At 36.2% G+C, this 26,851-nt stretch carries 22 protein-coding genes and 1 tRNA gene; 12 read left to right on the top strand and 11 right to left on the bottom strand.

Features of this window, described 5'->3' with window-relative positions; translation table 11 throughout:
- Positions 1 to 20: 20 nt before the first annotated feature.
- Complete coding sequence (gene dnaB, locus QM017_RS08750; protein WP_178195243.1) at positions 21 to 1,421, top strand: replicative DNA helicase; 1,401 nt, start codon at positions 21 to 23, stop codon at positions 1,419 to 1,421.
- 242 nt (positions 1,422 to 1,663) lie between these two features.
- Complete coding sequence (locus QM017_RS08745) at positions 1,664 to 2,890, top strand: MFS transporter (protein WP_282709519.1); 1,227 nt, start codon at positions 1,664 to 1,666, stop codon at positions 2,888 to 2,890.
- A gap of 50 nt (positions 2,891 to 2,940) precedes the next feature.
- Here QM017_RS08745 and QM017_RS08740 read toward each other — a convergent pair whose 3' ends face one another.
- A complete protein-coding gene (locus tag QM017_RS08740) occupies positions 2,941 to 3,270 on the bottom strand; it encodes an LPXTG cell wall anchor domain-containing protein (protein ID WP_282709518.1) in 330 nt (109 codons plus the stop codon).
- 211 nt (positions 3,271 to 3,481) lie between these two features.
- Positions 3,482 to 4,177, bottom strand: a complete 696-nt coding sequence (locus tag QM017_RS08735; RefSeq protein ID WP_282709517.1) for an SIS domain-containing protein — start codon at positions 4,175 to 4,177, stop codon at positions 3,482 to 3,484.
- Positions 4,178 to 4,225: 48 nt separating this feature from the next.
- Here QM017_RS08735 and QM017_RS08730 point away from each other — a divergent pair, with 48 nt between their 5' ends.
- The 5 genes from QM017_RS08730 to QM017_RS08710 all read left to right on the top strand — a co-directional run bounded on the left by QM017_RS08730 (position 4,226) and on the right by QM017_RS08710 (position 13,831).
- Complete coding sequence (locus tag QM017_RS08730) at positions 4,226 to 4,873, top strand: hypothetical protein (RefSeq protein WP_178195252.1); 648 nt, start codon at positions 4,226 to 4,228, stop codon at positions 4,871 to 4,873.
- Between the two features lie 29 nt (positions 4,874 to 4,902).
- Positions 4,903 to 6,198, top strand: coding sequence for a PTS transporter subunit EIIC (locus tag QM017_RS08725; protein WP_282709516.1), 1,296 nt, complete (start codon positions 4,903 to 4,905; stop codon positions 6,196 to 6,198).
- 73 nt (positions 6,199 to 6,271) lie between these two features.
- A complete protein-coding gene (locus tag QM017_RS08720; RefSeq protein WP_282709515.1) occupies positions 6,272 to 6,550 on the top strand; it encodes a transposase in 279 nt (92 codons plus the stop codon).
- Positions 6,551 to 6,628: 78 nt separating this feature from the next.
- The gene (locus QM017_RS08715) at positions 6,629 to 6,790 is read left to right on the top strand and encodes a hypothetical protein (RefSeq protein ID WP_282709514.1); all 162 of its coding nucleotides are present in this window, start codon (positions 6,629 to 6,631) and stop codon (positions 6,788 to 6,790) included.
- Positions 6,791 to 7,219: 429 nt separating this feature from the next.
- Positions 7,220 to 13,831 (top strand): endo-alpha-N-acetylgalactosaminidase family protein, encoded by a 6,612-nt coding sequence (locus QM017_RS08710; RefSeq protein WP_282709513.1) that lies wholly within the window; start codon positions 7,220 to 7,222, stop codon positions 13,829 to 13,831.
- A gap of 46 nt (positions 13,832 to 13,877) precedes the next feature.
- Here the strand turns inward: QM017_RS08710 and QM017_RS08705 are convergent, their stop codons facing one another.
- Both QM017_RS08705 and QM017_RS08700 read right to left on the bottom strand, forming a co-directional pair.
- Positions 13,878 to 15,365, bottom strand: a complete 1,488-nt coding sequence (locus tag QM017_RS08705) for an MFS transporter (protein ID WP_282709512.1) — start codon at positions 15,363 to 15,365, stop codon at positions 13,878 to 13,880.
- A gap of 20 nt (positions 15,366 to 15,385) precedes the next feature.
- On the bottom strand, positions 15,386 to 15,949 hold the full coding sequence (locus QM017_RS08700; protein ID WP_178195259.1) for a MarR family transcriptional regulator: 564 nt from the start codon (positions 15,947 to 15,949) through the stop codon (positions 15,386 to 15,388).
- A gap of 155 nt (positions 15,950 to 16,104) precedes the next feature.
- Here QM017_RS08700 and QM017_RS08695 point away from each other — a divergent pair, with 155 nt between their 5' ends.
- Together QM017_RS08695 and QM017_RS08690 are read left to right on the top strand one after the other, a co-directional pair.
- Complete coding sequence (locus QM017_RS08695) at positions 16,105 to 16,575, top strand: TspO/MBR family protein (RefSeq protein ID WP_178195261.1); 471 nt, start codon at positions 16,105 to 16,107, stop codon at positions 16,573 to 16,575.
- A gap of 70 nt (positions 16,576 to 16,645) precedes the next feature.
- Positions 16,646 to 17,749 (top strand): SLC13 family permease, encoded by a 1,104-nt coding sequence (locus tag QM017_RS08690; RefSeq protein WP_282709511.1) that lies wholly within the window; start codon positions 16,646 to 16,648, stop codon positions 17,747 to 17,749.
- 124 nt (positions 17,750 to 17,873) lie between these two features.
- Here the strand turns inward: QM017_RS08690 and QM017_RS08685 are convergent, their stop codons facing one another.
- Positions 17,874 to 18,545 (bottom strand): histidine phosphatase family protein, encoded by a 672-nt coding sequence (locus tag QM017_RS08685; protein ID WP_282709510.1) that lies wholly within the window; start codon positions 18,543 to 18,545, stop codon positions 17,874 to 17,876.
- A gap of 278 nt (positions 18,546 to 18,823) precedes the next feature.
- On the opposite strand from QM017_RS08685, the gene QM017_RS08680 reads away from it, so the two are divergent.
- Genes QM017_RS08680 through celB form a run of 3 tightly spaced genes read left to right on the top strand, consistent with a single transcriptional unit; the run spans position 18,824 to position 22,176 of the window.
- Complete coding sequence (locus QM017_RS08680; RefSeq protein WP_282709509.1) at positions 18,824 to 20,263, top strand: 6-phospho-beta-glucosidase; 1,440 nt, start codon at positions 18,824 to 18,826, stop codon at positions 20,261 to 20,263.
- A gap of 36 nt (positions 20,264 to 20,299) precedes the next feature.
- On the top strand, positions 20,300 to 20,779 hold the full coding sequence (locus tag QM017_RS08675) for a hypothetical protein (protein ID WP_178195269.1): 480 nt from the start codon (positions 20,300 to 20,302) through the stop codon (positions 20,777 to 20,779).
- 29 nt (positions 20,780 to 20,808) lie between these two features.
- A complete protein-coding gene (celB, locus tag QM017_RS08670) occupies positions 20,809 to 22,176 on the top strand; it encodes a PTS cellobiose transporter subunit IIC (RefSeq protein WP_178195271.1) in 1,368 nt (455 codons plus the stop codon).
- A gap of 271 nt (positions 22,177 to 22,447) precedes the next feature.
- On the opposite strand, the gene QM017_RS08665 is transcribed toward celB, so the two are convergent.
- From QM017_RS08665 to QM017_RS08640, 6 genes are all read right to left on the bottom strand, one after another.
- Positions 22,448 to 22,520: transfer RNA gene (locus QM017_RS08665), tRNA-Lys, on the bottom strand.
- A gap of 112 nt (positions 22,521 to 22,632) precedes the next feature.
- Positions 22,633 to 23,190: an ECF transporter S component gene (locus QM017_RS08660; RefSeq protein WP_178195273.1), complete on the bottom strand. Its 558-nt coding sequence runs from the start codon at positions 23,188 to 23,190 to the stop codon at positions 22,633 to 22,635.
- A gap of 6 nt (positions 23,191 to 23,196) precedes the next feature.
- Positions 23,197 to 24,051 carry a pyridoxamine kinase gene (locus QM017_RS08655; RefSeq protein ID WP_178195353.1) on the bottom strand — a complete coding sequence of 285 codons (855 nt, stop codon included), beginning with the start codon at positions 24,049 to 24,051 and terminating at the stop codon, positions 23,197 to 23,199.
- A gap of 182 nt (positions 24,052 to 24,233) precedes the next feature.
- A complete protein-coding gene (locus QM017_RS08650) occupies positions 24,234 to 24,473 on the bottom strand; it encodes a hypothetical protein (RefSeq protein ID WP_282709508.1) in 240 nt (79 codons plus the stop codon).
- Between the two features lie 77 nt (positions 24,474 to 24,550).
- Positions 24,551 to 25,318: an adenine nucleotide alpha hydrolase family protein gene (locus QM017_RS08645; RefSeq protein ID WP_178195277.1), complete on the bottom strand. Its 768-nt coding sequence runs from the start codon at positions 25,316 to 25,318 to the stop codon at positions 24,551 to 24,553.
- Positions 25,319 to 25,421: 103 nt separating this feature from the next.
- Positions 25,422 to 26,801 carry a 6-phospho-beta-glucosidase gene (locus QM017_RS08640; RefSeq protein ID WP_178195279.1) on the bottom strand — a complete coding sequence of 460 codons (1,380 nt, stop codon included), beginning with the start codon at positions 26,799 to 26,801 and terminating at the stop codon, positions 25,422 to 25,424.
- Positions 26,802 to 26,851 lie beyond the last annotated feature (50 nt).

Genomic DNA, 26,851 nt, shown 5'->3' with positions numbered 1-26,851 from the left:
TGTAGAAAGGATCAAGAGTCATGGCTAATGATTTTTTGGCGACAGATAATTTGCCTAAAAACATAGAGGCAGAAGAAAATCTTTTAGGAATAATTTTGTCTAACTCTAATGTTTTAGATGATGTTTTAGAATTTGTTCAGCCACTCGATTTTTATACACGTCAAAATCAGATTATCTTTGCAACGATGATAGATTTAAATAATCGCAATGAACAAATATCATTGGTAACACTCAATGATCGTTTAAGTCTTCAAAAACAACTCGATGATGCTGGTGGGATTGTTTATTTATCAAGGTTAATGACTAACGCGCAACCAACGGCTAGAAATGCTGTTTCGTATGCTAAATTAGTGCAAGAAAAAGCAGTCCGGCGGCGTTTGATGAGTGCAGCACGTGAAATCTTTGCGATAGCACAAAATGATGATCAAGATATTGCCGGCCTTTTAGGCGAAGCAGAGCGCAATATTGCAGAGATTGCCGAACAAAAAACGGATGGCAGTTTTAAACGCATTGCCAATGTTTTGGATGCAGTTTATGATGAAACGACACAACGGGCTAATCAAACAGAAGAAATCATCGGGCTTTCAACTGGCTATGGTGAGCTAGATAAGGTAACGGCTGGGTTACAAGCAGATAATTTGATTATCTTAGCGGCACGTCCAGCCGTGGGTAAAACGGCTTTTGCTTTGAATATCGCCCAAAATGTGGCCAAAGAAAATGATGTTTCTGTGGCTATTTTCTCTTTGGAAATGGGGGCAGAATCTTTGGTGCGCCGGATGTTGTCGGCAGAAGGTTCAATCAATGCTTCTAATTTACAAAACGGGAATCTCTCTAGTGAAGAATGGGCTAGTCTAAGTGTATCAATCGAGTCTTTGAAGCGGACTGATATTTATATCGATGATACGCCAGGGATCAAAATGGCGGCTATTCGGGCCAGATGTCGTGGTTTGGCTAAAAAGACTGGTAAATTAGGTTTGATTGTGATTGACTACTTGCAGTTGATTGAAGGTTCTAATAAGGAAAGCCGACAACAAGAAGTTTCTGAGATTTCGCGTGAATTAAAGAAGCTTGCCAAAGAATTGGCTGTACCAGTCATTGCCTTATCCCAGCTTTCACGTGGGGTTGAACAACGCCAAGACAAACGTCCGGTCCTCTCAGATATTCGTGAATCTGGGGCGATTGAACAAGATGCTGATATTGTTGCTTTCTTGTATCGTGATGATTACTATGAACGCGCAGAAGGTGATGACGAAAACGAAGAAAATTCTGCGCCATTAGGCAATCCCGATGCTGGTGTGGTCGAATTGATCATCGAAAAAAACCGTGCTGGTGCGCGTGGGACGATAAAGCTTTTATTTAACAAAACGTGTTATAAATTTGCAAACATTTCATATGCTCCCGAACCGCCAGGAATGGGTTAAAAGCAAGTGAAATCTAAAAGAGCTGTGAAATAACAAACTGTTTGTTATCTTACGGCTTTTTTAGTGCAGAAAAAAATAACTTATTGAAAACGGATGAAGAAACAAAGTGTACAAATTGACTTACTTTTTGTATAGCTTTTATCTTATTTGAGGTCTATACTATATATTATGGTTAAACAAAAAACTGTATAAAAATTTGTACTGGGGGTTTTCAAAAAAATATAGACAAAGAAGGAATTAGTATGGAAACTACACAAACACGTCCACTCTGGCGCAAAAACTTATTTGTGCTTTGGTTTGGCGTTTTTATGACGGGGATGGGGATGAGTGAAATCACTCCGTTTTTGTCACTATTTATTGGTGAATTGGGGCATTATAGCAAACAACAACTGACGTTTTATACGGGAATTGTGTTTGCTTCATGCTTTTTAGTAATGGCGATAGTCTCGCCTGTTTGGGGCAGGTTAGCGGATAAAAAGGGCCGGCGTTTGATGCTGTTACGGGCATCGTTTGGGATGGCGGTAGTCTTTTTATTGATGGGCTTTGTGACCAATGTATGGGAACTTTTGCTTTTACGTGCACTACAAGGAGCCTTTGGCGGGTATGTTTCCAATGCCAATGCCTTGATTGCTTCACAAGCACCTAAGAAAAATTCGGGACAAGCATTGAGTATCTTAGTAACCGGCTTGACTGCTGGAACATTGCTAGGTCCCTTATTAGGCGGGGCATTAGCGAGTGTATTTTCTTATCGCATGACCTTTAATATTACAGGAATCATCATGATGTTGGTTTTTATTTTGACTTATTTTTGTGTGAAAGAAGATTTTACCGCTAAGCCAGCCACTGATAAAAAACATCCAAAAGTAACCTTCAAACAAATTATCAGTGTACGTTTAATCCTCGTTTTATTTTCGACAACGATGTTTGTTCAAATCGTCAATATGTCGATCAACCCCATTTTAAGTCTATTCGTTAAAGAATTATTGACTTCTTCACATCAATCCGTGACCTTTATGGCTGGGATTGTAGCTTCGATGCCAGGTTTATCCACAATTATCGCAGCACCTTTATTTGGACGCTTAGGTGATCGGATTGGAACGCAAAAGATGCTAGTCTTTGGTTTTATTTTTGCGATGCTGGTCTTTTTTGCAACTTCTTTTGTAACCAATGTCTATCAATTGATAGGGATGCGCATTTTAACAGGGATTTCTGATGCAGCAATGTTGCCATCTGTTCAAACTCTATTAACCAAGAACACAACAACAGAAAATACAAGTATTGTCTTTTCATATAACCAAAGCTTCCAATCAGTTGGTAGTGTCTTAGGACCAATGATCGGTTCGTTTGTGGCTGGGATCTTTGATTACCGCGGTATTTTTGTGGTCAGCAGCTTGATTATGGTCTTTAACTTGTTGGTCTTTAAATTAACACATGCTAGCGAAGCTGCGCAAAAAACTATTTTAAAATAATTTTTAACAAAATAAGGACTACGAAACTTTTCGTAGTCCTTATTTAATATCTAGTTAAATTTTTTTAAGCTAATAGCACCGATTGTAAGGATGCTAAAGCCTAATAGACCAAGCACAGTCTGTTTGCTGTCGCCGGTTTGAGGTAATTTTTGTTTTGGCTTAGCATTATTTGAGTTGTTTTTATCAGTTGTTGGCTTTTTAGTTTCTTTTAAAGTTAAAGCAGCACGTGCAGTTGTCAAATCCTTTAGCATTTGATCGATTTGTTTTTGCGTAACATTATCGTTGCTTAATAGCGTGTTAGCTTGGGCTAATAGATTTTTAAAATTAGCTAAGGCACCATTATCTTGATACTGATTAAGGTCTAATGAATAATGTGGCATATTTATTTAATTTGTCAATCGTTTGTGCATTTTACTGAAATGAAAAACCGAACTTCATATTGGGTTAATCTAATATGAAGTTCGGTTTTTTGTGCTTATTTTTTTAAAAAGAGCTCTTTTTAAATCGGAAAACATGTTTTTTAAGAATAATAACATGTTCACGAAAGCTACCAAACTGTTCACAAGTTCTCATTTTTCAATTATAGTAAAATTATTGGTTGTCTGTTAAAACTGAGCTCATTAAGACTTCAAAATAGATTAAAGCCAGGCCAAAGAACAGTTGTGGATGACTGCTGTCAAAAAAAGATGGTTTAAAAGAATCGGTGCTGATAGCAAGCTTGACATTTTGTGCAATTGTTGAGTTGGTATTGCCTACAAAAGCGATCACATCACACTCATTGCCATTGGCTTCTTGGCACAACTCGGTCAAACGTTTTGTCTCTCCAGAATTGCTGATAACAATGATCAAATTTTGACGATTGGTATCTTTACGGATTAATTCAAGATGTGAATTAGCTGTACAGCGGTAGCCATGAATGTTGAAATATTCACTCATATAGTTAGCGATATTTTGTGAAAAGCCGCTTCCCATGATGGTTATCATCGAATCACGGTGTTTGTTTAGTAGCTTTTTGAAGGATTCGATATATTGTTTGATGTTAAGTAAATCTTCGAAGTTGAGTAAAGCAAAGCTTGTGTCAGTCATCAAAAAGACTAATTCGTAATAGCCAGAAAGATTCATGCGCTTAGCCATTTTAACGATGAAACTAGGCGAGGTGAAAGTTTCTTTGGCTAACTGACGTACACCAAGTGTTTTTAGTTTATCTCGATGCTCTTGCATGTAGTTTAAAACAGCAACTTCAGTTTCATTTAGTTGGTATTTTTCGCTGATTTGTCGAATGTCCAAGTAAAAACCCCCTAAATAAAGTTAAGTATTGAAAGGAAGTAACAAAATATGTCACAAGAAAATAATAACAAAAATTGCCAAGCAAAAAAAGAGTTCATCGCTGATCCATGGGCACGCACGACTACACGTAACGGTTTAGCTGGAGACGAAGTAATCTCTGCTTTGCAAAAATCAATCCGTCGTGGTAAAGAACGTGCTGCGGTTGAATTTGCTTATGAAATGTATATTTCTTCACCACAATTTGAAGAAAAATTATGGCGTCGTTTACTAGCTATCTCTGTTGAAGATATCGGCATGGGTAATCCTAATGCACCAATTTTTGTTAATACATTAAACCAAATGCGTAAAAACTTTGAATACAGCGAACCAGATCGTGCCATGATGTTTGTGCATGCGATTCGTTATTTATGCCAATCTACTAAGGATCGCTCCTCTGACTTGTTGAAAAATATTGTTATCAAAAACTTTAACAAAGGCTATGTGCCAGAAATTCCTGATTATGCTTTGGATAAACACACTAAACGCGGACAAGAAATGGGGCGCGATAGCATGCACTTCTTACACGAAGCAAGCAAGGTTATTCCACAAATGGAAGTGGACAATGGTTATTATGAAGAATACAACGAATTGATGAAAGACTATGATCCAAGCAAGATCATTGATAGTGCTTTTGTTTTTAATCCATATCAAGTTTAATCAACATTAGAAAAGGAGTTTTAATCACGATGCAAAATGGACTGCTTGCAAAATTAGATAAGGTTCTTTCGCCAATTGGCGTCAAACTAGGTAATCAACGGCACCTACAAGCAATCGCCAACGGGATGATGTTTGGTTTGCCTTTCTTGGTGATTGGGTCATTTTTCTTGATTTTTGCGAATCCCCCAATTAACCTAGATAGATACAACCCAGAAACAGCCAACTTTTTCATGCATTTTATGGCTAGTTGGAAGGACTTTGCGGTGGCTAACTATGATGCTATCACCTTGCCTTACAACATGACGATGGGCATCTATGGGATTGTTTGTGCCTTTGGAATTGGCCATGAGTTAAGTAAAACCTATGAGCGCAACGCTCCAATGGATGGAATGATGGCGTTAATCATCTTCATGATGGTAGCGACCGATGTTAAAGATAACAAGTTAGCGATGGATTATTTGGGAACTAACGGTTTATTTGTGGCAATCTTAATTGGGTTGTTATCTGTTGAATTAAATCGCTTAGTTGATCGTGATGGTTTAAAGATTAATATGCCAAGCACGGTACCGCCAATGGTGACGACCTTTATTAATTCATTGATTCCATTAACAGTTAATATTTTGGTCTTTTATGGTGCTAATTTATTGATTCATTCTTGGACACATGCTTCTTTCCCTGAATTTATCACGAAGTTATTGACACCGGCTACCTCGATTGCAACAAATCTTTGGGGCTTTATCTTGATCGTGACAATCGGTAATTTTTTATGGTTAATCGGCGTTAACGGGACAAGTATCGTCTTTCCGATTTTGTTTGCCCTAGGTGTTTCACAAAGTGGGATGAATGCTGATTTAATCAATCATGGCCAAGCAGCTAGCCATTTGATCAACTTGCAAATGTTTAGAATTTCCGTTTTAGGCGGAGCCGGCAATACTTTAGGGTTAGTTTTATTGATGATGTTTAGTCGTGTTGAAAAATTCCGTAGTATTGGACGTTTATCCTTTATTCCAGGAATGTGTAGTATTAATGAACCCGTAATTTTTGGTAGTCCAATTGTCTTTAACCCGATCTTAGGTATTCCATTTATCTTAGCACCAATCGTAAACCTCTTGTTGACTTATGGAGCACAAAAGATTGGTTTGATCAGTCTAGGTTATATTGTTGATCCGTCATTTACACCATTTTTTGCTCAAGCCTACATGTCAACGATGGATTGGCGTAACGTGGTCTTTTGGATTGCTTTAATCTTTGTAGCAATGGTTATTTATCTGCCATTCTTCAAAGTGTGTGAACATAACGAAAAAATGCAAGAACAAGCAATGTAAACAAAAAATATTCAGATTGAAGTGCCTTACAATTGTTAGACAAAGTCTAGCAATTGTGAGGTGCTTTTTTCGTATGACTAAATATACTCAAAAATTCAAATTAGATCTTATTCAAGAATACCTAGATACTGGCTGTTCACAACGATGTCTAGAAAATAAGTATTCTTTACCAAAAGATACCTTAAAAAAATGGTGGACTGTATACAATTTAAAAGGACCCGAAGGGTTGAAATTACGATATTTCAAACGTAAATTTACTGTTGATTTTAAACTTCGTGTGATAAACTACTACCTAAATAATGATGTTTCAATGTCCAAAGCAGCGTCTTCCCATAATCTTTTGTGTTCATAGATATCTATCTGGTTGAAGTTGTTTATGGAAGGTGGATCTGAGGTCTTGAAACCCAAGAAGAAAGGTAGGCCAAGTAAGATGTCAAAAATGACAAAGAAGGATGCACGTAAAATTTTAAAAAAGGAAAGTGATGAAATTGCGGCACTAAAGAGTGAATTACGTCAAGCCAAAATGGAGCGTGATATCTTAAAAAAATCGTTGACCCTGTTCGGATCCTCAAAGCTAAGGAGAAAACAATAATTGTGGATCAGATCAGGGTTGAACAACAAAACTTGCCAAAAGAATATTTCTCAGTTCACACAGTTCTTTAACAAATATGTCAATTGGTACAATAATGATCGAATTTCCAATAAAACAAAAAACATGAGTCCGGTTGATTACCAAACCTATGTCTTAGCTGCTTAAAAATATTTTATTTTTGTCTAACTTTTTTGTTGCACTTCAGATTGTAAAAAATCTGAATGTTTTTTATTTTTTTGAAGTTAGCTTTTTGAATGGTATAGTTGTGGGATTTAATATATTAAGTTCGTTCAAAAAATTGGTTTTATATTATGTAAAAAACATTAGATTAAGCTGTATATTTACTAAAAAATGTGCTTGATAGTGATTATTCAATAGTTTATACTTCTTTTTGTAAGCGCTTAAAGAATTTTAAGAGGAGTTTTTGACATGAGGAAAATCAACAAGAAATTGTTATCAGTTTTGACAATTACATGTATGTGTACCAATTTATTACCTTTTGGCTCGTTAATTACTTATGCTCAAACAACGACTGCACATTCAAAGGCATCGACTACAGATGAGTTATCAGGATGGCAAAAAGTAAGTGGCAATGGTAGTTTGGCGATTAAAAATGAAGGTTTTGGGAATTACTTAAATTTAAATTCCGATGATAATACAATTTTTGCAGATACCAAAGCTGAGTCAAGAACAGATGGATATGTTGAGATGAATATCAATAATATCAAGAATGCTCGTTTTGGGATTATCTTCCGCTATAATAATCCAACCGATTGGCAAGGAATCGGAGTTGATAGTGGCAATTGGACTTGGTTTAAGGGCGATGGAAGTTGGGGAAGTGTTAATTCAACTAAACAAAGTTTTGCCACTACCGGGGAAAATCACAAAATTAAAGTAGAGTATCGAGGAACAACAATTAGAGTCCTTGAAGATGGTAAAGAGATTATTAATCAAGTAATTAGTGAATTTGCTAATCCTAAAACAGGAAAAATTGGAATGCGCCTATGGGGGGTAAAGGCTGATGGGTATGATTGTCAGTTAAATCTTACGCAAATTAAGACCGGGCAACTAGCTAAAGAAATAACTTTAACACCTAGTAATATAGCCTTAGATTATGATGAAGTTGGAAAAAATGATGTTCAAATTAATTTGAATGATACTACACCTAAATTGGTAGCAATTAAAAATGGACAAGAAAGTCTAACCGCTAATGTTGATTATGATTTAAAAAATGCAACAGTAACTTTGAAAAAGAGTTATCTAGCAAAAATTAAGGATATTGCTAATACAGATTTAACATTTGAGTTTTCAGACGGGCAAAAGAAAACTTGTAGTATTATGATTAATAAACCAGATAAAGAAGTGTCTTATCAAAGAGACTTTAGCCAAGGAATTACAGGATTTGAAAAAGTTACTGGCAATGGAAATTTAGTTTGGAATGAAAATAATAAAGTAGCCCAAATGCAAGGTGATGGTTTATTCATTGATCAGCAATCAGAAACATTAAAAAATCAAGAAGTTGAATTTTTATATGATCCGATGAATAATAACTGTAATTACGGGGTGGTTTTACGATATAATTCACCAAATGATTATCTCTATGTTGGACCAGCAAGTCAATATGGACAACATTATACTAATTGGGGAGTTTATACCCCTAAAGGAAAAGTAGCAGATATTCAAGATAGTGGTTTTATTTTGTCTGGTAGAGTTAAACCCTATAAAATCAAAGTTCGTGTTATTGACGATGTGATAACGATTTTTGTTGATAATGAAGAAATTTATACTGGACAAGTTAATGGAATAACACAAAATCCAGGTAAAGTTGGATTTTATTGTAGCAATAGTACAGGCATGAATGTCTATCAATTTAAGCAACAAACTGCTAAAGCACCACAAGTTGTTACAGAAGATATAACAGAAACAACAATTAAATCTAATCAGATGACAGTTAAATTAGATAAAGATTTTCCTCGAGTAATTTCTTATGATTTAGATGGCCAAACAATTAACGGCCAAGAATTAGCTTTGCATCAATTAGAAGTTAATAATACCTTATACAAACCAGAAGTAAAAAGCGAGGTAAATCCTAGTTCGATAACTTATCATGTAAAAATTAATGAACTTGCGATGTCATTTGATGTGATTTTTGAAGTTAAAGACAATACTTTAACTCTAAAAATTGCTAATGTAATTGACGATCATGAAAAACTATATACTCTAAATTTTCCAGGACAAAGTTTAGTTTCGATGAGTAGTCAAGAGCCTAATGCAAGTTTAAAAGTAAATAATTATCAAAATGAAACAACTCTACAACTAGCACAGGCTACTGCACAAAAGACATATAATGAGACGACTTTGGCCGTTTTAAGTAATGATAATGTAGCGGCCGCAATTGGGGAACAATCATACAAAAATCGTCATGAAATTGCTTATCAAACATTTAACGTTGGAGATCATACTTCTACGGGTTTATGGATGAATGAATATGCTTATCGCGGTTTAGATGGTAAGAAACTTGGAGATAATATGTGGACTAAGGTTTCTATTACTAAAGACCGTAATCAAGATAATAAAGTTGATTATCAAGATGGAGCAATTGCTTTACGTGATGATTGTTTACCACGTAAGACAGGAGCCGATATAGCAACTAGCAATTGGAGCATGATTGCAATGAATGTTGGTTCTGAAGCGCAATATCCATTTTTACGTATTTTGGATAATGCAAAAAAAATGTCATTAGCAACTGATAATTTTGGGCAAAATATCATTATTAAAGGCTATCAAGGAGAAGGGCATGATTCTTCGCATCCAGATTTTGCAAACTATAATAAACATGCAGGTGGTTTGGAAGATTTCAAAACATTACTTGATAATGCTGAGAAATGGAATGCCAAAATTGGAATCCATATTAATCAAACTGATGTATATCCAGAGTCACCGGAATATGGGAAAATCAAAACTGATTTAGGTGCATGGTCATGGTATGATACCGCACAACAAATTGTTCGTGAAAATGATGATTTAGATACGAGCTCAAATGGTTTAGATGCACGTTTTAGTCAACTTTACGATAAGGATACAGCTAATAAAATTGCAACAACATATATTGATGTATTCTTTGGAACAAGATGGCCAATGTATAAGTTAGTGGATAATATTAATCGACGTGGGATGGCTCTTGGGACTGAATATGTGGATGAAATGGTATCTTATAGTGTTTTTGCACATCATATTGGTTCGAATTTTGGCGGTGCAGGAAATTTAGTAAGATTTGTAGATAATAACCAAGCTGATATTTTTGCTAATGATCAACTTTTCCATGGAGAAGCTGATCGAGCATCTGATGATGTGGGGATTGATGGATGGCAAAATGCTAAGAATTTTTACAATGCAATTCAAGCATTTTATGAAAAAGTCCTACCTAACAAATATTTAGCTCAATATCCAGTAATGCAATATACTGCTAATCAAGCTGTTTTAGGTAAAAATAATCAAGTTGTAACCAAAATTGAAAATAACGTAAATGTAATTACACAAGATGGTAAAAAAGTTTTAGAGGGTAATAAAGTATTTATTCCATGGGATAATGAATCTAAGATTTACCATTGGAATCGTGAAGGTGGTACAACAACTTGGCAATTACCAAATTCTTGGAAAAATGTTAAAACCGTAACACTATATAATTTAGATGAAAAAGGTAAAACTAATGCTAAAACTTTAACGGTGACAAATGGTGAAGTTACAATTGATGCCAAAGCTAAACAAGGATATGTTTTATATAAGGACAAGTTAGCTAAAGCTGAAATTAAAACTGCAGCTAACGTTGATTGGTCACAAGGTTCGCCAATCAAAGATATGGGATTTGATTCTTATACTTTTAAGAATTGGCAACCAAGTTCAAGCTCAGGTGATGTAAGCCATATTCAAATAAAAAATAATAATTTAGGCAATGCACATCTATATATTACGGGAACCAAAGATGGACAAGTGAGTCAAACAATGACTAATTTAGTTCCAGGACAAGCTTATAGTGCATCCGTCTGGGCAATCACAGATGATGGACGTAAAGCTTCAATTAGTGTTGAAAATGGTGACCAAACAGTTACAAATTATATGACACGGAGTAATGTTATCTATGGAATTCACCATAATGATAAATACAAGACTTATGCGCAACGAATGAAGGTTACTTTTGTAGCTAAAGCAACAACAGCTAAGTTGGTTCTTAGTGTAGCTAATGGAAAAGATGAAAATTTTCAAGTTGATTTTGATGATGTTAGAGTAGCAAAGGTCACGCTAAGACAAAATCCACAACCAACAAAATATTTGTACTGGGAAGATTTTGAAAATATTGATCAAGGCTTTGGACCATTTGTATCGACAGAATCTGATCAATCACATTTATCACAAAGAAATCCAATTAATCCTGAATACACAACTGATGTAATTGCTGGAGATTATTCATTAAAAATTCGCGCAGGCGATTATCTACGCACGCTACCATCAACTGTTAGATTAGAACCAAATACTGAATATACTGTAGGTATAGATTATAAATCTCCAACAGCTAATGCGTTTACTTTAGCTGTGAAATCTGACAAAGCCAAAGAAGCAAATGATACAGAGCATGCGGTAATCGCTAGCACAGATGCAACGTTACAAAATCAAAATGGACATTTAGAGCTTAAGTTTACCACGGGGAATTATGATGATTATTATATCGATGTAACCAAGAAGAGTGGATCAGAATATTATTTAGATAATTTCTATGTTGAAGCTAAAAAGCCGATTAATCATGAAACTTTAGGAGAATTAATTGCACAAGCAGATGCGTTACAACCACAAGATTATACTGAAAAATCGTATACAGCAATGTTGACAGCTAAAAAGGCAGCCCAAGAGGTGTATGACAATAGTAACGCAACAAATGAGCAAATTAAAGCAGTTTATGAAAAGCTGGAAAAAGCTTTAGAAAATTTAGATAAATATGCTACGTCACAAGAAAAACAAGAGTTACAAACTTTAGTTGAACAATTAAAAACATTACAGATTACAGATTATAAACAAGATTCAAATTGGCTAACTTTCCAAAGTATTTTAACTCAAGCAGATAAGCTCTTAGCTAAGTCAAAAGTAACGGTTAAAGAAATTCAACAAATGACAAGTAACTTAAATCAAGCTAAAGATAAACTTGTACCATTAGTTGATCGTACACAATTGCATAAAGCAATTAAAAAAGCACAATTAGTTGACCGCAACGCAATTGTTGATGGTAAAGAACTTCAAAGCTTTTTATCCGCATTAAATGATGCTCAAGCAATTGATTTGAAAGCGGGGGTAACTGAAAGTGAAATTGCAAATGCAACACAAACTTTAACGAATGCTTATCAAGCATTAATATTAAAACCTGAAAGTCAAGCTGAATTAATTGCAACGGCTATAGCCCAAACTAATGTAAAAGAAGAATATTTCTTAGATGAAGATTGGCAAGTTATTCAGGCAAGCAAACAAAAATTACAAGCATTGCAAAGTCAAACAAATGTTAGCGCAGCAGCATTTTATGATATTTTAGAACAATTGAATGCAAGCTTAGCTAATAAGTTATCTCGTCCAAAGGTTAGCGATGCAGTCAAAATTGCAGCTGATAATTTTGTAGTCTCGGCTAATACACAACAGGCGCAAACCGGAAATGAAGGCCCAATTAAATTAGCTTTTGATAATAATCCAAATACAATTTGGCATAGTGCATATGCAGGATTTGCAGTTTCTGAAAGTAATCCAGCAATAGTGGAAATTAATCTAGGAAAGGTTTATAAGCTTAATCAATTTTCATATTTACAACGTCCACAAGGTGGCGATAATGGGAAGCTTGAAAAATATAATTTATATGTCAAAGAAGCTAAAGATGATGCTTGGACTAAAGTAGTTGATCAAGGAACTTTCAAAGATGTTAATGAAGTTCAAAAAGTGAAGTTTGCAGCTACTAAAGCCCAATATGTCAAATTAGAAATTTTGAGTGCTAAGAATCAATTTGCTTCGGCTGCAGAATTTGCTGTATATGAACAAGCTTCAGATTTTTCCAAACTTCAAGCTGAAATGAATCAATTTGATAAATTAGATGCTAGTCAGTATACAACAAACAGTTATCAAAAAGTGCAAGCAATAATGAAGGAAGCAGAAAAGCTTTTAGAAACGCCAACAATTCAGCAAAGTAAGATTGATCAAGTTGCAGAAAAACTAGCCCAAGGTTTAAACGATTTAGAATTACTAGCGACGAGTATAGATATTCAAACGCTAACGGATGCAGTTACTGCAGCTAAACAAGTTGATCTTGATAAATATCAAGATACGACTAAGTTTAGTGAAACTTTGGCCAAAGCTCAAGAACTGCTTGATCAAGTAGAACAAACTGAAGTAACCCAGACTGAAGTTTTAAATCTGGCGTATCAGTTATCTAAGCTACAAGCAAATTTAGTTCCTAAAAAAGAGGTAGATAAGAGTAAATTAACAACTTTAATCAAGCAAATCTCACAATTAAATGAACAAGATTACACTTCAGATAGTTGGCAAAAGCTCCAACAAGTAGTGGCTCAAGCTAAGCATTTATTATATTTGAATAGTGCGACACAAATTCAGATTGATCAAATAGTTGTTCAACTACAGACAGCAATTAAACAACTACAAAAAAAGGTTGTCGTCGATGATTCGTCAAATGATAATCAAACAGTTGAAACAGGAGTCGTTCGGACAGATACACCTAAAACAACGGCAAAAAATACACCTGCTGTTTCTAAAAAAGTTGTAACAGCAGGAGAAAAAATAACTGCTTCAGATATAGCAACGCAAAATCAATCAGAAACTAAGTCAACCGATGAGCAAAAGTCATCACAAAAAGCAACAAAAAATAAAGTAACTAAATCAGCAACTAAAGCCAAAACTAAGGCGCAAAAAGCAACAGCTAATTATGGTATTGCAATTGGTTTAGGAATAACTATCTTAGTTGCTTTGGGTGGAATAATTATTTATAAGCGACACTAATAAAAAAGAACTCTTTGCTATTTTTTAAACAGCAAAGAGTTCTTTTTTAATGTGCTTTTTTCTTAAGGTATGCTCCACAAATTAAGATAATAGCTGAAAAAATCACAGCTGCAAAGAATAAATGTTGATAAGCACCTTTAGCGCTTTGATGGAAGATTTCCAAGACATGTTGACGTAAGGAAGAATTATCAATATTTTGTAATTTGATATAAAGTTGCTCAATTGATTTAGCGGGATAATTCTTAGCTAATGAGCTATTAAACATTTGTTGTTGCACTAAAGCAGCATAGATTGTCGGTGCAATTGTTAAACCAATTTGGCGGCTAACAGATAGTGTTCCTAAAGCCACGCCACTATCTTTAGGGCCAGCAATCATCGACATTAAAACTGATAATGGCGCTCCCATCAACATCCCAAAGCCTAATCCGGCCACAGTTGAAGTCAAGATAAAGGTTAATGGATTAGGAGAAGCCAAAGCAATTAAACCAAATCCAAGAGTTGATAAAGCACCAGAAATAACGATTGATTTAGGAGCCCCCATTTTGGTAACTAAAGCACCACCGATGCCAGCCCCAAAAATCGATCCCAGACCGATGCCGCTCATGTAAATACCACTGTTGTTGGCACTGATTCCATAAGCTTGTTCAACAAAACTTGGAATAAAGACGAAAATAGCGATTAACATACCAGACAAAGCGCCCATCAAAAGCGTTAAGACGAAGCGTTGATTGTTTAATAAGTTGTATGGTAGGAATGGATCGACATGATCTTTGACGTTTTTTTCGGTATTTAAAAGTAAAGCAATAAAAATAATACTTAAAATTAACGGTAAGATGAAAGTAACAGAAGTTAAACTTGCCAAAAGTGAGCCACTTTGGACATTGGTTACAGCCAACATAAAGCTTAAAATCGCCAAAGTTAAATAACTCAAACCTTTAAGATCAACTTTTTTATCGTTGGCATTAGTTGTTTCAGGAATGCTGATAATTCCAGAAATCAAGACGAAAATGGCGATGGGTAAGTTGATCATAAATAACATATGCCATTTACCGGTCAAATTTAAGATTAAACTTCCTAAATTAGGCCCAACAATCGAAGCAATTCCATTAACAGAACCTAAAATACCTAATAGCTTACCTTGTTGTTTTTTAGGATAAGTTGATAAGATGTGGCTTGAAGCGATAATGAAAATTCCGCCACCACCAAATGATTGCACTAAACGTGCCACCAAAAAGAAAGTGAAATTAGGACTTAATGCCACTAGCAATGAACCAAAGACAAATAAAGCAATTTCAATTAAGAAAAGTTTTTTACGACCATAGTTATCAGCAAGTTTACCGATAATTGGAGTTGAGATTGCCATACCTAGCGTATAAAGGGTAATACCCCAGCTTCCGGCGACTTCGCTGACATGAAAAGAATAATTGATAGTTGAAAGTGCACTTGAGATAATCCCGTTATCTAAGGCCGACATAAAAACGCCGATGACAAAGATACTCAAGGCAAATGTTGTATTTTTTTTAGCAGTTGTCATATTTTTCCCCTCACAGTTAGTTATTGATGATATGGACAATCAAGTGAACCTAGTTCGTCCATGAAATTAAAGCAGCTAAAATCAGTTGTTGGATCTTGAAAAAGCTTAGCTAACAGTTCTTGTTTTTTAGCATTTTGATCTTTTATACCAGGAATTTGTTCGAGCTTAGCGTTTGTTTTTTCAAGTAGCAAATCTAAGCATTCCTTGAAGGCTTGTTGTTGTTGGTTGTCTAAACAATCAAAAATATCAGCGACTTTAGTATGGGGACGCTGCAAATTTTGCCCTTTAGCGGTCAATTTGTTAAGAATAATGCGTTTATCTTTAAGCGAAGGTTCACGCGTAATATAACCATTTTTTTCTAATTTAGCGAGTGATTCGTTTAAAGAAGAGGTCCGAATACCTAAAAGATAAGACATTTCTTTGGTTGATAAACCATCCTTAGCTTTTAATAAGGCAAGGATTTTTCCTTGACCCCAATTGAAGTTTTGAATACCATCAAGCTGATGATTTTCGGCAATGAAGGTCTTTTTTAATAAATGATTCAGCTGATAGAGTTTAACGTATAGTTCGGTGTTTTGCTCCATTGTGTGACCTACTTTCGTGATTTGATATTTAAAGTTTAACAGGTACCGGTTATAAATGCAAGAACTTTTTGACAGGTACCTGTTAAAATGAGTTGAATTATTAGAGGAAATCTTTTTTTAAGACTATAATGAAGTTAAGAAATGGAGGCGAGGTTATGCAACGTCTAAAACGTTTTGGTGGCTTAATTGTCATCATTATTGTTGTCGAAGGACTTGGAGGCTTATCGGCCCTTTTTGCTGGTGATATCAAGCAAGTCTATGCCAATTTAGTTTTACCACCATTAGCACCGCCCAATTATTTGTTTGGAATTGTTTGGCCGTTATTATATTTGAGTATTGCGGTATCGTTTTATTTATTTTGGCAAACTAAAACAAGCCCTAAGGCCTTAGGATGTGGTTTGTATTTTTTACAAATGCTGATTAATTTTATTTGGAGCATTGTCTTTTTTAGTGGTAGTGCTTATTGGTTAGGTTTTGGTTTGATTATTATCTTAGATCTTGTTGTTGCTTATTTGATTTATTATCTCAAGCAAGTCAATCGTTGGGCTAGTTGGTTGCTTTGGCCATATCTATTATGGATTTTATTTGCTAGTTATTTGACTTTAGGAGTGGCTTGGTTAAATTAATTGGGACTTCAAAGCTTAAAAAGAGTGTGATAAGATTTTGTTGTTAAGCTGATCAAAGAGGGGAATATAATTGACAAAAATCATCACTTTTTTTAAGAAGGAAACAGTCTTAGGAGTGGCTTTTTTATTAGCCATTTTTTCATGTTTTTTAATAAAACCAGATGCGGCGTATTTAAATTATTTAGACTGGCATACGTTGATTGTACTTTTTTGTTTGATGGCGGTGATGGCCGGTTTAAAACAACAAGCGTTTTTTGAATACATAGGAGAAGCTTTATTACAAAAAATCCAAACTAAACGCAGCCTAGTGTTAACCTTGGTTTTCTTGTGTTTTTTTAGTAGCATGCTGATTACTAACGATGTAGCCTTGTTAACCTTTGTCCCGCTGGCTTTATTGGTTTTAAGGCTAGCTAAGATGCAAGCAAGTGTCTGTTTAGTGATTACCTTAATGACGATTGCAAGTAATTTAGGTAGTATGTTGACACCGATTGGCAATCCGCAAAATCTTTACTTATATTCGATTTCAGGTTTTTCTTTGCCACAGTTTGTGGCTGTTTTATTGCCGTATACTTTATTAGCAGCATTTGGTTTGGTTATTAGCGTTTGGCTTTTTTTCCCAAAGCAAGTCTTAACTGTTAAGGTTAATCCAAATCAACTGCAATTAAATACGCGTAAACTAGCTTATTATTGGGGTTTATTTTTAGTATGTCTGCTAAGTGTCGCCAAGATTTTACCACCGTTAGAATTATTGTTGGTGATTCTTTTAGCCATTTTATTTGAAAATCGCAAGCTTTTAGGGCAAGTTGATTATAGTTTATTGCTGACTTTTGTGTGCTTTTTTATTTTTATTGGAAATCTGGCCCGTGTGGACGCGTTTAGTCACTTGATTCAACACGTGTTAGCCCAAAATGTGCGCGGGGTGGCTATCTTGGTTAGCCAAGTCATCAGTAACGTGCCGGCAGCCTTATTATTAGCAGGGTTTAGTCATGACTATCAAAGCTTGTTGATTGGCACTAATTTGGGTGGTTTAGGAACGTTGATCGCCTCGATGGCTAGTTTGATTTCGTATAAACAATTAGTCGCTAATTACCCTGAACAAAAAGGGCGTTTCTTATTGATTTTTTCATTGTGGAATATCATTTTTTTAGCTTTATTATGTAGTTTAGGACTTTAGGCCTAAAAAAAGACAAGGATCATCCTTGTCTTTTTTTGTTGATCTAAAAATTTTAAAAGCTCCATGGGTTGTTTGAAAATTAACGCAGCATCTTTTTATACAGTATAGTACAAGATAAAAGAGTTTAGTAGTTTTGCGTTTCTTGATAGTGATTATAATAGCAGACCTCAATTTTTCCTTGCTTTAAGGCTAGTTTAGTTACTGCACCGTTTTTAGGGCCGTTTTTGGGTGCTTGATATTCGGGAGCAAAACGATCGACAATTGTTCGAATTGTAATACTGTGGCTGACAAGTAAGATATTTTGACCATCGGTGTGGTGTTGATAAAGATAATCAAAGCCAGCCTGGATACGTTGCCAGTATTCTTGATCGTTTTCACAATGGTGGAAAGGGTCTGTTTGTTTCAAAAAATCACGTGTGGCAGCTGCGCCGAATTTATCAATCAGTTCATCATAGGTACGGCAACCATGGCTAGCTCCAACCATTAACCAGGTTTGACCAGCATCATTGCCTTCAAAGTAACCAAAACTTTGTTCACGAAAATTCCGCAACATTTGTGGGTTAGGCAAGACAGGTGTAGCAACATTTTCTTCTAGAATATATTGGCACGTGCGCATCGCCCGTGTTGTATCACTGTGATAGGCTGCATCAAAAGCGATATGTGCGAGATGTTGTCCAGCGTTATGTGCGTCGTTGATTCCCTTAGGAGTCAAGGGCGAATCACACCAGCCTTGCAGGCGGTTATATAGATTTAAAAAAGTTTGTCCATGACGGACTAAGTATACATTTAAAGTCATAATTCTCATCTCTCTTAAATATTCATATTTTACAATATAGCATGAACTTTGACTTTTAGGGTGAAAAAACAGTTAAAAAAATAAATATCGGTGTTTGAAAACGTACGCAAATAAGGCTTTTTGTAAAATTGAAGCGATACTTTTTGTATTAACCGTCATTTTTTTAGATGTAGGCACTTGAAAAATTTGTACCAATAACTTATAATCTTTTATGGAAACACTTACAGTTAACGTTTCCAAATTGTTTTTTGCAAAATCATGATAAAGGAGTGCTTAAAATGAGTGCAAATCAATTTCCAGCAGGCTTTTTATGGGGTGGTGCGGTCGCTGCTCATCAACTAGAAGGTGGGTGGCAAGCCGATGGCAAAGGTATTTCGGTTGCCGATGTCATGACGGCCGGTGCTTATGGTGTGCCCCGTGAAATCACAAAAGGTGTACTTCCTGGTAAAAATTATCCTAACCATGAGGCAATTGATTTTTATAGCCATTATAAAGAAGACGTTAAGCTATTTGCTGAAATGGGCTTCAAATGTTTTAGAACTTCGATTGCTTGGACACGTATCTTTCCAAATGGGGATGATGCCAATCCAAACGAAGCAGGGTTAAAGTTTTACGATGATTTATTCGACGAATGCCTCAAGTATGGAATCGAACCAGTAATCACCTTGGCACATTTTGAAATGCCATATCATCTGGTAGAAGCTTATGGTGGATTTGCTAATCGTAAGTGTATCGACTTTTTTGTTAAATTTGCTGTGACATGTTTTAAACGTTACAAAGACAAGGTTAAATACTGGATGACCTTTAACGAAATCGATAATCAAAGTAGCTTTAACAATGATTTTTTGATGTGTACCAATTCAGGCTTGTTGTTAGATAACGAGTTAGACAACGAAGCCCAAATGTTTCAGGCGGCCCATTACGAATTAGTGGCAAGTGCGTTAGCGGTTAAGGAAGGTAAAAAGATCAATCCTGATTTCATGATTGGGACGATGATCAACTACACCCCGGTTTATCCGGCTACTTCTAATCCCGAAGATGTCTTGTTGGCACAAAGAGTCGATCAACGTCGCAACTGGTTTTCCGATGTGCAAGTTTGGGGCTATTATCCAGCGGGCATCGAAGCTTATATCACGAAAAAAGGCTTTAGACCAGATATCACGGCCGAAGATCGAATCGTTTTAAGCGAAGGGACCGTCGATTATGTTGGTTTTAGTTACTATCAATCGATGAGCGTTTCATCCCAAAAAGTTAGTGTCGACCAACTCACAGATCCGCATGAAGCCCAAGTGGAAAATCCAAACCTCAAAGCCAGTGATTGGGGTTGGCCAATCGATCCGGTCGGTTTGCGTTACAGCTTAAATCTTTTGACAGACCGTTATCATCTTCCATTGTTCATCGTAGAAAATGGGTTAGGCGCCGTCGATGAGGTACAAGCAGACGGCAGCATCCATGATCCATACCGTATTGATTATCTACGGGCACATATACAAGAAGTTAAAAAAGCCGTGCTTGAAGATGGTGTAGATTTGATGGGTTATACTCCATGGGGTTGCATTGATTTAGTATCTGCAGGAACAGGACAAATGTCTAAGCGCTATGGTTTTATCTATGTCGACAAAGATGATGAAGGTAACGGAACTTTGGCGCGTTCACGCAAGGATTCATTTTACTGGTATCAAAAAGTTATCAAGACAAATGGTGCAGATTTAGCATAAAACAATAGTTGTTAAGTACGAAAGGAACGATTCAAAATGACGTCAAGACAAGCTAAACAAAGGCAAACGAGTTTGCGTAATATGCATTTTAACCGCTATTTATTGGTGCGCTACTTTACGGCAGGCTATTTTTTCATGAATCTTTACTGGTTGATCTTGCTAGCAAGTATGCGCAAGATGACGCTTATTTTGCCAGCTTGCTTACTTGTTGGTTTGGTTTTAGTATGTGCCGAGCAAGTTAAGCAATACCGTCAACCTAGTCGCCATTTGCCCCAAGCATATTGGTATTATTGGTTGCAGTTGAGCATTAACATTTGTCTGTTAATCAGCTTGTATACACCGTTATTTACGAATTTGTATCCTTTTATCAAGCCAACCGGAAAAGGGGCCTTAGCCATTTTGCTAGTAGTTGGCAGTATTGGTTGTATAGTCGTTGAACGCAAACTGTTTAAGATTGCTCATGATCAAGATCGCTATTTTAAAGCGCTCAAAGATTTTGAAGCGTCGATTCAGTGATCAAATGAGTATAGAAAGGATTTTGAGTTATGGATAATGGAAATAATAAAGCATTTCAGTTTTTAGAAAAATATTTGATGGGTCCAATGGGTAAGCTCTCCCAATTTCGCATTGTGCGTGCCGTTATGGCAGCCGGGATGGCGTCGATTCCATTTACGATCGTTGGTTCGATGTTTTTGGTATTAAATGTTTTGCCCCAAGCTTTTCCAGTTTTAGAAAACTTCTTTGAAGCAACGTTTTTCAAAATTAGCGATCTTTACATGGTTGCTAACGTCAGCACGATGGGGATTTTGGCTTTATACTTTGGGTTGGTGTTTGGTTATGAATACACCTCGATTCAAGCTCAAGAAGAAAAAATCGATGTTAACCCATTAAACGGTGCTTTACTTTCAATGTTTGCCTTTTTCATGTGTTTACCTGAATTCGTTATTAAAGGTGGCACGATGAGCTTACTTGAATCTATTAATAAGAGTGAAACAGTTATTCACGGTTATCGGATGGACACAATTATTCAACGTTTAGGTACAAGTGGGATCTTTACGGCGATCATCATGTCGATTATCGCAGTTAAATTATACTGTCTATGTGTTAAAAATAACTGGGTTATCAAGATGCCTCCAACTGTACCTGCAGGGGTTTCACGCTCATTTACAGCATTGATTCCAACAGCTCTTTTATCTATCGTTGTTTTAGCAATTAATGGGACTTTAGTAGCTTTAGGCACAGATATCTTTAATATGATTGCTATTCCATTTAGTTTTGTTACTAACTTGACTAATACGTGGTTAGGTTTAATGGTGATTTACTTCTTGATTCATGCCCTATGGATTGTCGGTATTCATGGTGCTAACATCGTAACTTCATTCTTAACCCCAATCGTATTGTCCAACATGCAAGCTAATGCTCATGGTGCAAATATTCCATTTGCTGGTGAATTTAACAACATGTTTGTTACTATCGGGGGTTCTGGTGCAACTTTAGGTTTAGTGTTGACAATGACCTTGTTTGCTAAATCAGCACAATTGAAGGCTTTAAGTCGGGCTGCTTTAGTACCATCATTCTTTAACATTAATGAACCAATCGTCTTTGGTTTGCCAATGGTTTACAATGCTTATATGGCGATTCCATTCTTCTTAGCCCCAATGGCAGCTGCTTCAATCGGTTATTTTGCGATTAAGTTGCATATGGTTCATGCCGTAATTGCGCAAGTGCCATGGCCAACACCAATCGGGATTTCTGGTTTTATCGGAACTGGTGGTGACTGGCGTGGAGCTGTTTTAGGCGTGGTAACTGCTGTAGTAGCAACCTTAATTTATTATCCATTCTTCAAGTTTTACGATGGTAAACTTTACAAAGAAGAACAAGCTAAGGCCAAAGAATTAGCCGCTAAACAATAAAATATATAAAGCTTTTAGAAGTTTCGCAAGTTTAGATAACTAAGTTTGCGAAACTTTTTTTGTTTTGTACGCTGTGTGAGCTCAACTAGCTTTAAAGACAAAACAAAAACCCTCCTTACTGGAAAAACAGTAAAGAGAGTTTTAAAATCAATAATTTTAATTTTTGGTGACTACTGCATCAGTTTGATATGGCAAAGAGGCAAAAAAATGCTCGGTGATTAACCGAGCATAGGAGTGTATGTGATATTAAAATTACATAATATGGTTAAAATGGGTGGTCAGGGGATCGAACCCTGGACCCACGGATTAAGAGTCCGTTGCTCTGCCAGCTGAGCTAACCACCCAGAATACTTAAATTATTATGCCAGTTTTTAGCTCAAAAAGCAAGAGATTTACAAAAAAAATATTGCGACTTAATAAGCCACAATATTTGTAGGATGATTTAATTGTTTAATTTTATCTCTGACGTTTTTGAACGGTATTAAACACGGATTTGACAAAGAAATAAAGAATCGGTGTACAAATCGCAGTAGAAATAGAATTAATGACTGTTGCAGGCAAACTTAAAAACGATGCAACTAAGGCTGTTTTTAATAATGTCCCAGCCATTAAGGCTTCGATAATCGAGGTAAAATAAGAAGTGAAAATCTTTGTTACCCCAGCAACAATAGCTAATAAGATGATATTTCTTTTACTGTCGTTGTATTTGAGCATCTTGAAAAGTCCGGAAATTATCAAAGCCACAACTACGACTTCAAGCATCGTCAGCCACGATGTTGCAGCATAGCCATTTAAGATATCAAAGCCACCTAAGCCAATAATTCCGGCTAACATTCCATTTCGAAGGCCTAAAAATAAGATTGCAACAGCGGTTAAAGTATTTCCAAAGTGGATGAACGGGCGCCCGACCATCGCTGGAATAGGAATTCGTAAAGTCCAAACTCCGATATAAATAATCGCTGCAAAAAGACCAGTTAAAATCAAAGCTCGAAAAGTATTTTGTTGGTCACGCATGATGCTTTATCCTTTCTTATTTTCTAAACTACTAAGTAAAGTTTGTATTGCTGTAGCGTAATTAACGCCATAACGTAAGTCATGTTCTTTAGGTGTTTGTTGGATTGCTTGACTGATGAAATTCATCGCAATTTGAGCGACTGGCTTAACTTGGTATCCTTTTAAAATCCCAGCTAAAAGGACACTTGCAAATAAATCGCCCGTTCCAAAAAAATTCCCAGGTAATTTTGGTTGGACAATATCCCAGTTTGTTTTATCTGCAAGTTGATAACCAACGACACCAATTTGGTGTGCGGTCAAGTCTAACCCTGTTAAAATAACGTATGGAATTTCAAACTGAGTTGCGAGTTGTTGAGCAACTTGATGAGCTTCAGATAAAGTAACTGGAGAAGTAGTTGGTTTTAAAGCCATTCCCAGTAATAATTTGGCTTCAGTTAAATTAGGTGTTACAATCGAAGCTTTTTGCACAAGTTGTTGCATCTGAGCAACGTAGCTTTTATCAAAACCACGGTATAATTTACCATGATCACCCATAACTGGATCGACTAAAAACAAGCAGTCCTTTTGACAAACAGATTGCAAATGCTGTAGCAAAACAGCTAAAGGGTGCGCTCCTAAATATCCCAGATAGACCGCATCAAATTTAGTGTCTAGCTGACGCCAATGTTGGAGAATCTTAATCATTTCAGGAGCTAAATCAAGGTGTGTGTTAGCTCCAAAACCACCGGTGTGTGTTGATAAAAGGGCGGTAGGTAAGACGTTGGGTTGTAGCCCACAAGCACCTAGCAAGGGTAGTGCGACGCCTAATGAAACTTGTCCCATACATGATAAGTCTTGACTGATTAAAACATTGGGTTGCATTTGCATTTTTCACATCCTTACATTATCGAAATAACACTTTTTAGTAGTGTGCTCAAAAAATCAGAGCTTATAAGCATTATACCATTATTTGTACGTAATTTTAATGGTTATCTGTGAAATTCCAGGGGGTTAATAAAAAAACGTTATGCATCTGGGCATAACGTTAGTTTCGATAGCAAAACTTATTCAAATGATTTCAAGAAAGCAGTCATTTTTTCAAGTTCTTTTTCATCATATTTTTCATATTTTGAAACTTCATGTAATAAACGTTTAACTTCATGAATTGCCTTTTTTTCGGCAAACCATTTTTTCATTTCATGCATCTTGTCTTTAGGTTCACTAGCAGCATCGATTTGAGCTAAATCATCATCCAATTTAACGATTGTTTCGGCGATTTGATTGACTATCTTTTCATATTTCATGCGGATAACCTTCTTTGTATTATTTTTTGGTACATCTTGAGTATAACACTTCTAAGTTAGAAACCCAAAGTATCTGCCTAGTGTCTTAAAAATTCAGGATGCAAAAGTTTTTCGCCCCAGAGTTGTTTTGGTGTTGTTTCTTGAATACCCTGGATGAATTTTTGGCGAATATCTGGATAACTTTGACTTAACTGGCTGACTAATTTTTTGATTTCTTCACGCTTGGTTTTCTTATCGACCGGGCAGGGATTAAAAATGACGGGTAAAGTTTCACGTGAAACAAGTGATTCGATTTCTTTTTCTTCGATATAGATTAAAGGGCGGATAATCGACACTTCGCTACGTGTCAGATAAGTGATTGGTTCAAAACTAGCCAGCTCACCATGAAATAAAAAGTTCATCAAATACGTTTCGATAGCATCATCAAGGTGATGACCTAAGGCAACTTTTTGGCAACCTAATTGTTTGGTAGTATTATATAATGTTCCTCGTCGTAATTTAGCACATAAGGAACACGGATTTTTTTCTTGACGAATATCAAAGACAATTTTGGCGATATTAGTTGGGACGACGATTAATTCATAGCCAAGTTGTTGACAAAATTCTTTAAGTGGCGTTAAATCCATTTCCATGCCCATATCTAGGCTAATGGGACAAATTTCAAAATCAAAGCCTAAACGCCGTTGTTTTTTGATGGTATCAAGTAAGTATAAAAGGGTAGTGCTATCTTTTCCACCCGACATGCCAATGGCGATTTTTTCACCAGGTTTAATCATTTCATAACTTAAGATAGCGCGCCTTACAGGATTATAAAATCGATAGTTATCTTTTTTGACAAAACTCATGCATTTTCCTCCTAGACAGTATTTACTTTGTCTATTCTAATACAAATTAAGGGTCAAAAAAATAGAAATTACACGAGTAAGTGCAATTTCTATTTTGATAAAACTAGTCTAATTTAGCAGCAATAGGGTCTTTGACCGTTACGCCAGCAGCTTTTAATTCGGCAATCTTAGTTGCAAATTGAGGTAGGTGTTTTTCATGCGCAATCAATAATTCGTCTAAGATGCGTTTAGCAGTAGCGCCAGATTTAACCATCGGATTCATGGTGAAGGCTTGTAAAGCTAATCCATAATCGCCGGTAACGGCCGCTTCAACGGTGCAAAGTTCCATGTTTTTCATCATTTGCAACCAACCACGTTGTGCTGGATGTAAAGGCCCAAATGTAAATGGAATAGCCCCGCAAGCACCGATTTGCGCAGAGACTTCGACAACATGATCGGCTGGTAAATCAGGTAAAGTACCGTTATTTAAGGTTGAAACGACCATGTGAGTCTTCTTGTCGTTATAAATTGAAGCCATTGCCTCGCAAGCAGCATCAGAGTAATATGCTCCGCCACGTTCAGAGAGTTGTTTTGGTTTGTAGTCGAGATGTTCATCTTTGTAAAGTTCAAATAATTCATCTTCAATACGTTTAACTTGTTGTGCACGGGTGCCCACGCCAGAATATTCTTCTAAGCTGTGATTTAACATTTCTTCTTCACGATAGTAGTAGCGATGATAGCCGCAAGGGATCATCTTCATTTGGTGAAGTTGTTCGCTAAAGAATTTAACGTCAAAAATATTTTTAGGCAAACCAGCATCATTATTTTGCATAGCATCGATAATGTCTAGCGTAACTTCTTTGCCAGTCTCATCAAAGACCCGATGCCAATGGAAGTGGTCAATCCCAGCGAAGCGATAAGTTAATTGATCTAAGGTCTTGCCGATTAATTCGGGTTCTTTCATCATTGCGTTGACCGGTACGTTACATAAGCCGATTACTTTATCCCATTTGCCATAAGTCTTGATAGCTTCTGTGACCATGCCACTTGGATTGGTGAAATTGATTAACCATGCATTAGGACAGAGTTCTTTCATATCTTTGACGATATCTAAGATAACCGGAATCGTTCTAAAGGCCTTAAACATACCGCCAGCCCCGTTGGTTTCTTGACCTAACATACCATAAGAAAGCGGGATGCGTTCGTCTTTGATGCGGGCATTTAGCAAACCTACCCGAAATTGGGTGGAGACAAAATCAGCATCTTTGAGTGCTTGGCGTCGATCTAAGGTAAGGTGCACTTGCCAATCTAAACCGGCTGCTTTGACCATCCGTTTAGCCATGGCTCCAACGATTTCAAGTTTTTCCTTACCAGCTTCAATATCAACTAACCAAATTTCTTTGATAGGTAGTTCGTCTTTACGTTTGATGTAACCTTCGATCAATTCGGGGGTATAACTTGAACCACCGCCAATAGTAACTAACTTCAATGCTTCACGTGTCATTAAAAGACCTCCATTTCTTTTTGTAAGCGTTGTGATATACTTAGTGTAAA

It is taken from the genome of Ligilactobacillus sp. Marseille-Q7487 (assembly GCF_949152225.1).
GTDB lineage: Bacteria > Bacillota > Bacilli > Lactobacillales > Lactobacillaceae > Ligilactobacillus.
This window is presented reverse-complemented; position numbering and strand designations above follow the sequence as displayed.

What these genes read in the sequence shown, in the direction of transcription:
- QM017_RS08685 (WP_282709510.1), bottom strand. Translation starts at nt 18,545, where the DNA reads ATGACTTTAAATGTATACTTAGTCCGTCATGGACAAACTTTTTTAAAT.
- QM017_RS08730 (WP_178195252.1), top strand. Translation starts at nt 4,226, where the DNA reads ATGTCACAAGAAAATAATAACAAAAATTGCCAAGCAAAAAAAGAGTTC.
- QM017_RS08675 (WP_178195269.1), top strand. Translation starts at nt 20,300, where the DNA reads ATGACGTCAAGACAAGCTAAACAAAGGCAAACGAGTTTGCGTAATATG.
- QM017_RS08695 (WP_178195261.1), top strand. Translation starts at nt 16,105, where the DNA reads ATGCAACGTCTAAAACGTTTTGGTGGCTTAATTGTCATCATTATTGTT.
- QM017_RS08725 (WP_282709516.1), top strand. Translation starts at nt 4,903, where the DNA reads ATGCAAAATGGACTGCTTGCAAAATTAGATAAGGTTCTTTCGCCAATT.
- QM017_RS08740 (WP_282709518.1), bottom strand. Translation starts at nt 3,270, where the DNA reads ATGCCACATTATTCATTAGACCTTAATCAGTATCAAGATAATGGTGCC.
- QM017_RS08660 (WP_178195273.1), bottom strand. Translation starts at nt 23,190, where the DNA reads ATGCGTGACCAACAAAATACTTTTCGAGCTTTGATTTTAACTGGTCTT.
- QM017_RS08715 (WP_282709514.1), top strand. Translation starts at nt 6,629, where the DNA reads ATGTCAAAAATGACAAAGAAGGATGCACGTAAAATTTTAAAAAAGGAA.
- dnaB (WP_178195243.1), top strand. Translation starts at nt 21, where the DNA reads ATGGCTAATGATTTTTTGGCGACAGATAATTTGCCTAAAAACATAGAG.
- QM017_RS08710 (WP_282709513.1), top strand. Translation starts at nt 7,220, where the DNA reads ATGAGGAAAATCAACAAGAAATTGTTATCAGTTTTGACAATTACATGT.
- celB (WP_178195271.1), top strand. Translation starts at nt 20,809, where the DNA reads ATGGATAATGGAAATAATAAAGCATTTCAGTTTTTAGAAAAATATTTG.
- QM017_RS08655 (WP_178195353.1), bottom strand. Translation starts at nt 24,051, where the DNA reads ATGCAACCCAATGTTTTAATCAGTCAAGACTTATCATGTATGGGACAA.
- QM017_RS08745 (WP_282709519.1), top strand. Translation starts at nt 1,664, where the DNA reads ATGGAAACTACACAAACACGTCCACTCTGGCGCAAAAACTTATTTGTG.
- QM017_RS08680 (WP_282709509.1), top strand. Translation starts at nt 18,824, where the DNA reads ATGAGTGCAAATCAATTTCCAGCAGGCTTTTTATGGGGTGGTGCGGTC.
- QM017_RS08640 (WP_178195279.1), bottom strand. Translation starts at nt 26,801, where the DNA reads ATGACACGTGAAGCATTGAAGTTAGTTACTATTGGCGGTGGTTCAAGT.
- QM017_RS08705 (WP_282709512.1), bottom strand. Translation starts at nt 15,365, where the DNA reads ATGACAACTGCTAAAAAAAATACAACATTTGCCTTGAGTATCTTTGTC.
- QM017_RS08700 (WP_178195259.1), bottom strand. Translation starts at nt 15,949, where the DNA reads ATGGAGCAAAACACCGAACTATACGTTAAACTCTATCAGCTGAATCAT.
- QM017_RS08720 (WP_282709515.1), top strand. Translation starts at nt 6,272, where the DNA reads ATGACTAAATATACTCAAAAATTCAAATTAGATCTTATTCAAGAATAC.
- QM017_RS08650 (WP_282709508.1), bottom strand. Translation starts at nt 24,473, where the DNA reads ATGAAATATGAAAAGATAGTCAATCAAATCGCCGAAACAATCGTTAAA.
- QM017_RS08645 (WP_178195277.1), bottom strand. Translation starts at nt 25,318, where the DNA reads ATGAGTTTTGTCAAAAAAGATAACTATCGATTTTATAATCCTGTAAGG.